Genomic DNA, 6889 nt, shown 5'->3' with positions numbered 1-6889 from the left:
CGTGCGCCGCGGCGGCGGCGCGGGGGGCCCGCCCCCCCCCCCCCCCCGCCCCCCCCCCCCCCCCCCCCCCCGCCCGGGGGGGGGGGCGCCGCCCCGCCCCGCCCCCCCCCCCACAACCGCATGTTCGGCGTGGGGCTACTTCTTGGCGGCCGTCTTCTTCGCCGCGGGCTTGCGGGCCGTCGTGCGCTTCTTCTTCGCCGGGCCCTGGGCGCGCTTCTCCGCGAGCAGCTCGATCGCCTGCTCGGGCGTGATCGACTCCGGCGTGACGTCGCGCGGGAGCGTGCGGTTCGTCTCGCCGTCGGTCACGTACGCGCCGAACCGGCCGTCCTTGACGACGATCGGCTTGCCGCTGTTCGGGTCCTCGCCGAGCTCGCGCAGCGGCGGCGTCGCGGCGCGCTGACCCCGGCCGCGCTTGGGCTGCTTGTACAGCTCGAGCGCCTCCTCGAGCGTCACGGTGAACATCGACTCCTCGTCGGGGAGCGAGCGCGAGTCCGTGCCCTTCTTGAGGTACGGCCCGTAGCGGCCGTTCTGCGCCGTGATCTCCTCGCCCGACTCCGGGTCGGTCCCGACGACGCGCGGCAGCGAGAGCAGGCGCAGCGCGTCGTCGAGCGTGATCGTGTCGAGCGACTGCGTCTTGAGCAGCGACGCGGTCCGCGGCTTGGGCTGCGCCGCCTTCGCCTTCTTCTGCGCCGCGGCGGACAGGCTCGTGTCGATCGGCGGGAGGTCGAGCACCTCGGTGACGTACGGCCCGTACCGGCCGGCCTTCGCGATGATCTCGTTGCCCGACGCGGGGTCGGTGCCGAGCACCTTGCCGTCGTCCGCGCCCGCGGCGAGCAGCTCGCGCGCCTTGGCGACCGTGAGCTCGTCGGGGGCGACGTCGTCCGGCACGGACGCGCGCGGCGGGTTCTCGCCCTCCTTGACGGGGACCGAGAGGTCCTCGACGTACGGCCCGTAGCGGCCGACGCGGAGCTGGATGCCCTCGCCGATCGGCACCGAGTTGATGCCGCGCGCGTCGATCTCGCCGAGGTTCGCGACGAGGTCGCGCAGGCCCTCGGCGTCCGCGCCCTTGGCCGCGTCGCCGAAGTAGAACTGCGTGAGCCACTCCACCCGGTCGCGACGGCCGGCGGCGATCTCGTCGAGGTCGGCCTCCATGCGCGCCGTGAAGTCGTAGTCGACGAGGCGGTCGAAGTGCTCCTCGAGCAGCCGCACGACGGCGAACGCGAGCCAGCTCGGCACGAGCGCCTGCCCGCGCGAGAGCACGTACCCGCGGTCCTGGATCGTCGAGATCGTCGACGCGTACGTCGACGGCCGCCCGATCCCGAGCTCCTCGAGCGCCTTGACGAGGCTCGCCTCCGTGTAGCGCGGCGGCGCGGAGGTCGAGTGCCCGTCCGCGGTGAGGTCGTCGCCGCGCAGGGCGTCGCCCTCCGTCATCTGCGGCAGGCGCGCGTCCTCGCCCTTGGGCGCGGCCGCGGCGGCGTCCTCGGCGTACCGGTCGACGTCGGAGCCCTCCTCGTACGCGGCGAGGAACCCGCGGAACGTGATGACCGTGCCGGACGCGGCGAAGACGGCGTCACGCCCCGCGACGTCACCCGCGCCGGCGGAGAGCGTCGCGCCGAGGCGCACCGAGGCCGTCGAGCCCTTCGCGTCCGCCATCTGCGACGCGACCGTGCGCTTCCACACGAGCTCGTAGAGCTTGAACTGGTCGTCGCTCAGCTCGCGCTTGACCTGCGCGGGCGTGCGGAACGAGTCGCCCGCGGGGCGGATGGCCTCGTGCGCCTCCTGCGCGCCCTGGTTCTTCGCCGCGTAGACGCGCGGCTTCTCCGGGACGAACTCGGGGCCGTACAGCTCGGCGGCCTGGCGTCGCGCCGCCGTCGTGGCCTCGGCCGAGAGCGACGGCGAGTCCGTCCGCATGTAGGTGATGTAACCGTTCTCGTACAGCGACTGCGCCGTGCGCATCGCCTGGCGCGACGACATGCGCAGCTTGCGGCTGGCCTCCTGCTGGAGGGTCGACGTCGTGAACGGCGCCGCCGGGCGGCGCGTGTACGGCTTGGTCTCGAGCGAGCGCACGGTGAACGCGGCGTCCGCGAGGCCCGACACCACGGACCGCGCCGTGGCCTCGTCGAGGTGCGCGACGCCGTCGCGCGCCGCACCCGCCTTGAGCTGCCCGCGGTCGTCGAAGTCGCGACCCGACGCGACGCGCGCGTCCCCGAGCTGCACGAGGCGCGCGCCGAACGCCTTGCCCGCGTCCGGCGCGGACGCGTCCGCGTGCTCGAAGGTGCCGGTGACGTCCCAGTACTCCGCGGGGACGAACGCCATGCGCTCACGCTCGCGCTCGACCACGAGGCGCGTCGCGACCGACTGCACGCGCCCGGCGGACAGCCCCTGGGCGATCTTGCGCCACAGCACGGGCGAGACCTCGTAGCCGTAGAGGCGGTCGAGGATGCGGCGGGTCTCCTGCGCGTCGACGAGGTGCTCGTCGAGGTCGCGCGTGTTCTGCAGCGCCCGCTGGATCGCCTCGCGCGTGATCTCGTGGAAGACCATCCGCTTGACCGGGACCTTCGGCTTGAGCGCCTCGAGGAGGTGCCACGCGATGGCCTCGCCCTCGCGGTCCTCGTCCGTCGCGAGGTAGAGCTCGTCGGCGTCCTTGAGCGCGCGCTTGAGCTCCGCGACCTTCTTCTTCTTGTCGGCGTACACCTCGTAGTACGGGTCGAACCCGTGGTCGACGTCGACCGCGAACTTCCCGTACGGGCCCTTCTTCATGTCCGCGGGCAGCTCGGACGGCTGCGGCAGGTCGCGGATGTGGCCGACGCTCGCCTCGACCTCGTAGTCGTCGCCGAGGTAGCCCTGGATCTTGCGAGCCTTGGCGGGCGACTCGACGATCACGAGCTTGCGTGGCATCCGATCCTGCTTTCGTCCGTGAGTGCGTGTGGGTGGCGGGGCGTCCTGCCCGACGGCGTCGGGCGCCGCCGCGGGAGCGTCCGGTGCCGCTGGACGACCCTCCGGTCGTCGCCGTGGCAGCCTACGACCTTACTCCCGTCGCGCCAGCCGCACCCTACCCCCGAACGGCCCGTGCGTCCGGGCGGCCGGTGGCCTGGCGGACGAGGAGCAGGACGGCGAACGCCGCGGCCGTCACCGCGAGGACCCCGGCGACGCCCCCCGCGTACGCGGTGACGTCCTGCGCCGTCGTCGTGCCCCACGTGGCGGGCGTTGCGCGCAGCGCGAGCCCCGCCGCGACCCCGGCCGCGGCCGCGCCGAGGAGGAGCAGGACGGCGACGACGGTCGAGCCGGGCGTCGGACCGGCGCCCGGGTCGAGCGCCGAGCGGGGCGTGAAGGCGCACACGAGCGCGGCCCACGCGAGGACGACGAGGACGGCGGCCACGACGTCGCTCGGGCGGTGCCACTGCCCGACGAGGGTGGACACCCCCGTCGCCGCCGTGTACGCCCCGCCGAGCACCGCCACGAGCGCGCGGGCCCCGCGCGGCACGACGAGGAGCAGGGCCGCGGCGACGGAGCCCGCGACGGTCGTGTGGCCGCTGGGCAGCGAGTTCTCCCAGTGCCAGCCGCCGATGAGCTCCTCGCGCCCGAGGAGCGAGTGCTTGACGAGCTGCGTCGTGACGTTCGCGCCCACGACGAGGAACGCGACCTGCACGGCCAGGCCCCACCGGCGGCGCAGCAGCGCGATGCCGATCGCCGCGCCGAGGCCGCCGACGACGAACGCGATCGAGACGGTGTCGAGCACCGGCTCGGCGACCGTCCACAGCTCGCCCTGACCCGTCACGGCGCCGTCGAACGCGGCGCGCTCGAGCATCTGCCCCGCGTAGGTGTCGACGAAGAAGCGCCACACGAGCCACCCGCCCGCGACGGCGAGCACCGCGACGACCGCCGCGACGACGCGCGACGCGACGCTCGGCCCCTCGCCGTCCGGGCGCGCGCCCGGACGTGCGGGCGCGGGCCGCGGCGCCGCGGCCGGTCCCCCGGCGGACCGTGCCGGTCCGCCCGGTCCGACGGGTCCCGCCGGTCCGGGCGCGTACGGCGCGGCGTACGCCTGCCCGGCGGGGGCCGGCGGGTACGGAGCGGGAGGGTACGGGGCGGGAGGGTACGGGGCGGGAGCGGGCTGCGGGGACGGCGCGGCCGCGCCGGGTGCGGGCGGCGGGACCGGCGGCGTCGCCGGGAGCGGCCGCGTTCCCGTCCCGCCGCTGGTCGTCAGCGGTCGGGTCGGGGCGTGGTCGGAGGGCATCCCTCCACCGTAGAGGACGTGTGTGTGCGTTCGGGAGAGACGTCGGGAAGACCTCGACCGACGCCGCCCACGTGGCGACGTACGGGTCGTCGTGAGCTGCGTCGGCCGGCACGGCGACGGAGATCGTCCACCCGCGCCGCCACCCCGGTGACGTCGGCGGGCGGGGAGAACGGCCCGACCGCGTCGCCCTCGACGAGCGGGGCCTCGTCAGCGTCCCGCCGGCTCGGGCACCGGGTCGGCGGCCGACGGCGCGGCGTCCCCCGCGGGCCGTCCCTCGCGGTACGCCGCGATCGACAGCGTGCGCAGGCGCGAGGACCGGCCCGTCGGGTTGTCCACGAACCCGACGGCGGAGATGTACGGCTCGATGACGTGGATCTTCTGCAGCGGCGTGACGATGAGGAGCTGCAGCCCGAGGCGGCGGAACAGCTCGAGCGCGAACCGCGTCGACTCGTCGGACCCGCGCCCGAACGCCTCGTCGATGACGACGAACCGGAACGCCGTCGAGCGCACCGCGCCCCAGTCGAGCTTGAACTGGTAGGCGAGCGACGCCGCGAGGACGGTGTACGCGAGCTTCTCCTTCTGCCCGCCGGACTTCCCGCCCGAGTCGGAGTAGTGCTCGTGCTCGGAGTCGTCGGCGCGCGAGCGCTCCGACGCGGAGAGCACGAACCAGTTGCGCACGTCGGTCACGCGGCGGCGCCACGCCTCGTCGAGGTCCGTCATGCCCTCGCGCCCGCGGAACCGCTCGACGAGCGCCTTGACGCGCAGGAACCGGTCCTCGGAGTACGCGAGCGCGCCGTCGCCGACGGACCCGTCGCCCTCCGCGAGCGCGCGGTCGTCCTCGGCGAGGATCCCGTCGCCGTCGGTGCACGCGCGCAGGTCCTGCTGGAACTCGCGCACCTCGAGGTTCGGTGTGCGCGACATCTCCAGCCGGATGTACCGACCCGGGTTGTAGTCGATCGCGCGCAGCGAGTCGTTGATCGTGTCGATCCGATCCCGGATGACGTCGGCCTGCTTGGCGAGCTCGGCCGCGAAGCCCGCGATGTCGCGGATCGCGTTCGTGTTGAGGTACGCCTTGAAGTCGGCCTCGAACCGCGGCAGGTCGTCGCGCACGAGGCGGTCGTGGATCTCCCGGTAGCCGTCGGCCGACCGCACGTCCGCGTCGAGCTCCGCCGTCTCGACGGGGTACGCGGAGCGGAACGAGGCCATCTGGCCCGCGATCCGCGTCCCGAGGTCGGCGCGCTCGCGCTGCGCCTGCTCGGCCTCCGCGGTGAGCCGCGAGCGCACGGCGTTCTCGACGGCGTCGAGGTCCGCCGCGCGCGTGGGCCCGTCGGCACCGCCGACCGCGCCGAGCTCCCGGTCGAACTCCGCCGCGAGCGCCGCCGACGTCTCCTCGTCGAGGGTCTCGCCCGCGCCGTCGAGCACGGCGCGCGCCCGCTCCCGCGCGGTCCGCGCCTCGTCGAGCGCGTGCCGGTCGGCGCCGAGCGTCGCGACGACCCGGTCGCGCTCGGCCTCGAGCTCGGCCTGGCGGCGGGCGTTGTCCGCGAGGAGGTCCGCGATCCGGCCGAGCTCGTCGCTCGCCTGCTCGAGGCGGCGCTTCTCCTCGGCGAGCTCGGCGATGCGCGCCGACTCGGCGCCGCGGTCGAGCTCGTCCCAGTCGCGGTAGACGTCGAGGCGGCCGAGCGCGGCCGAGCGGGACTGGAGGGCGCTGCGCGCCGCGGCCGCCTCGTCACGGCGCCGGGCGAGCGCGTCACGCCGCGCCGTCACCTCGGCGGCCTGCTCGAGCAGCGCGTCGATCTTGGCCTGGGTGGACCAGCCGAGCACGAAGCCGCGGCGGTCGTCGACGGCGCGCGTGTCGTTCTTCTCGTGGTGGTCCGGGGAGTGCTTGACCTGGCCCGCGCGCGTCACGGCGCGCGGGAGGCGGCGGAAGGCGTCGAGGTCGGGCGCGCACGCGTGGTCGGCGCGGCGCTCGAGCTCGGCCTCGACCCAGGCGGTGAGCGCGGGCGCGTCGTCGAGGCGGCGCACGTCGAGCAGGTCGGCGAGGAGCGGGACGCCGTCCTCGCGCGGCGCGGTCCGCACCGCGGCGACGCGCTCGGGGACGCGGTGGTAGACGAGCCGCAGCCCGAGGTGCTCGCGGTCGACCCACGCCGCGACGGCCTCGTAGTGCGCCGCGGGCACGAGCAGCGAGAGCGCGAAGCCGCGCAGCACGCGCTCGGCCACGCCCTCCCAGTCGGCGTGCTCGGGCCGCACGGCGAGCAGCTCGCCCACGAACGGCACGTCGGCCGGCGCGAGCCCGACGCCGGCGCACAGGCGGTCCCGGACCTCCAGGTGGGTGCGCGGCAGGTTGGAGCGGCGGTCGGCGAGGCTCGCGAGCTCGGCCTTGACGTCGGCGGTCTCCTGCTCGACGGCGCGCAGCTCGGCCGCGACCTCGCTCGCGCGCTCCTCCGCCCGGGCGAGCTCGTCGCGCACCCGGACCGCGGCGTCGTCGGCCGCGCGCCGCAGCGTCGCGAACGCCTCGGCGTCGACGAGCGCGTCCGCCACGGCGCGCGCGTCCCCGGGCTCGTCGCCCGCGGGTGACGGGCCCGCCCCCGCCGCGGCCGCCAAGGCCCCCGCAAGCCTGACGCCCGCCGCGGCGGCGAACCCCCCGAGCTGGGC

3 protein-coding genes are annotated in these 6889 nt (G+C 75.7%); all 3 read right to left on the bottom strand.

The features are described from left to right. Positions 1–135: 135 nt before the first annotated feature. Positions 136–2898, bottom strand: coding sequence for a type I DNA topoisomerase (gene topA, locus GYH36_RS18615; protein ID WP_162290630.1), 2763 nt, complete (start codon positions 2896–2898; stop codon positions 136–138). A gap of 154 nt (positions 2899–3052) precedes the next feature. After that, positions 3053–4237 (bottom strand): phosphatase PAP2 family protein, encoded by a 1185-nt coding sequence (locus GYH36_RS19925; protein WP_246209719.1) that lies wholly within the window; start codon positions 4235–4237, stop codon positions 3053–3055. A gap of 207 nt (positions 4238–4444) precedes the next feature. After that, positions 4445–6889: ATP-binding protein (locus GYH36_RS18605; RefSeq protein WP_281351593.1), on the bottom strand; the 2445-nt coding region annotated here is incomplete at its 5' end.

Source organism: Cellulosimicrobium composti (assembly GCF_010287905.1).
GTDB classification, from domain to species: domain Bacteria; phylum Actinomycetota; class Actinomycetes; order Actinomycetales; family Cellulomonadaceae; genus Cellulosimicrobium; species Cellulosimicrobium composti.
The sequence above is the reverse complement of the archived record's forward strand: the minus strand, read 5'-3'. Positions and strand labels throughout refer to the sequence as shown.

Excerpts from the sequence above, each read along its gene's own strand:
- topA (WP_162290630.1), bottom strand. The coding sequence starts at position 2,898 with ATGCCACGCAAGCTCGTGATCGTCGAGTCGCCCGCCAAGGCTCGCAAG.
- GYH36_RS19925 (WP_246209719.1), bottom strand. The coding sequence starts at position 4,237 with ATGCCCTCCGACCACGCCCCGACCCGACCGCTGACGACCAGCGGCGGG.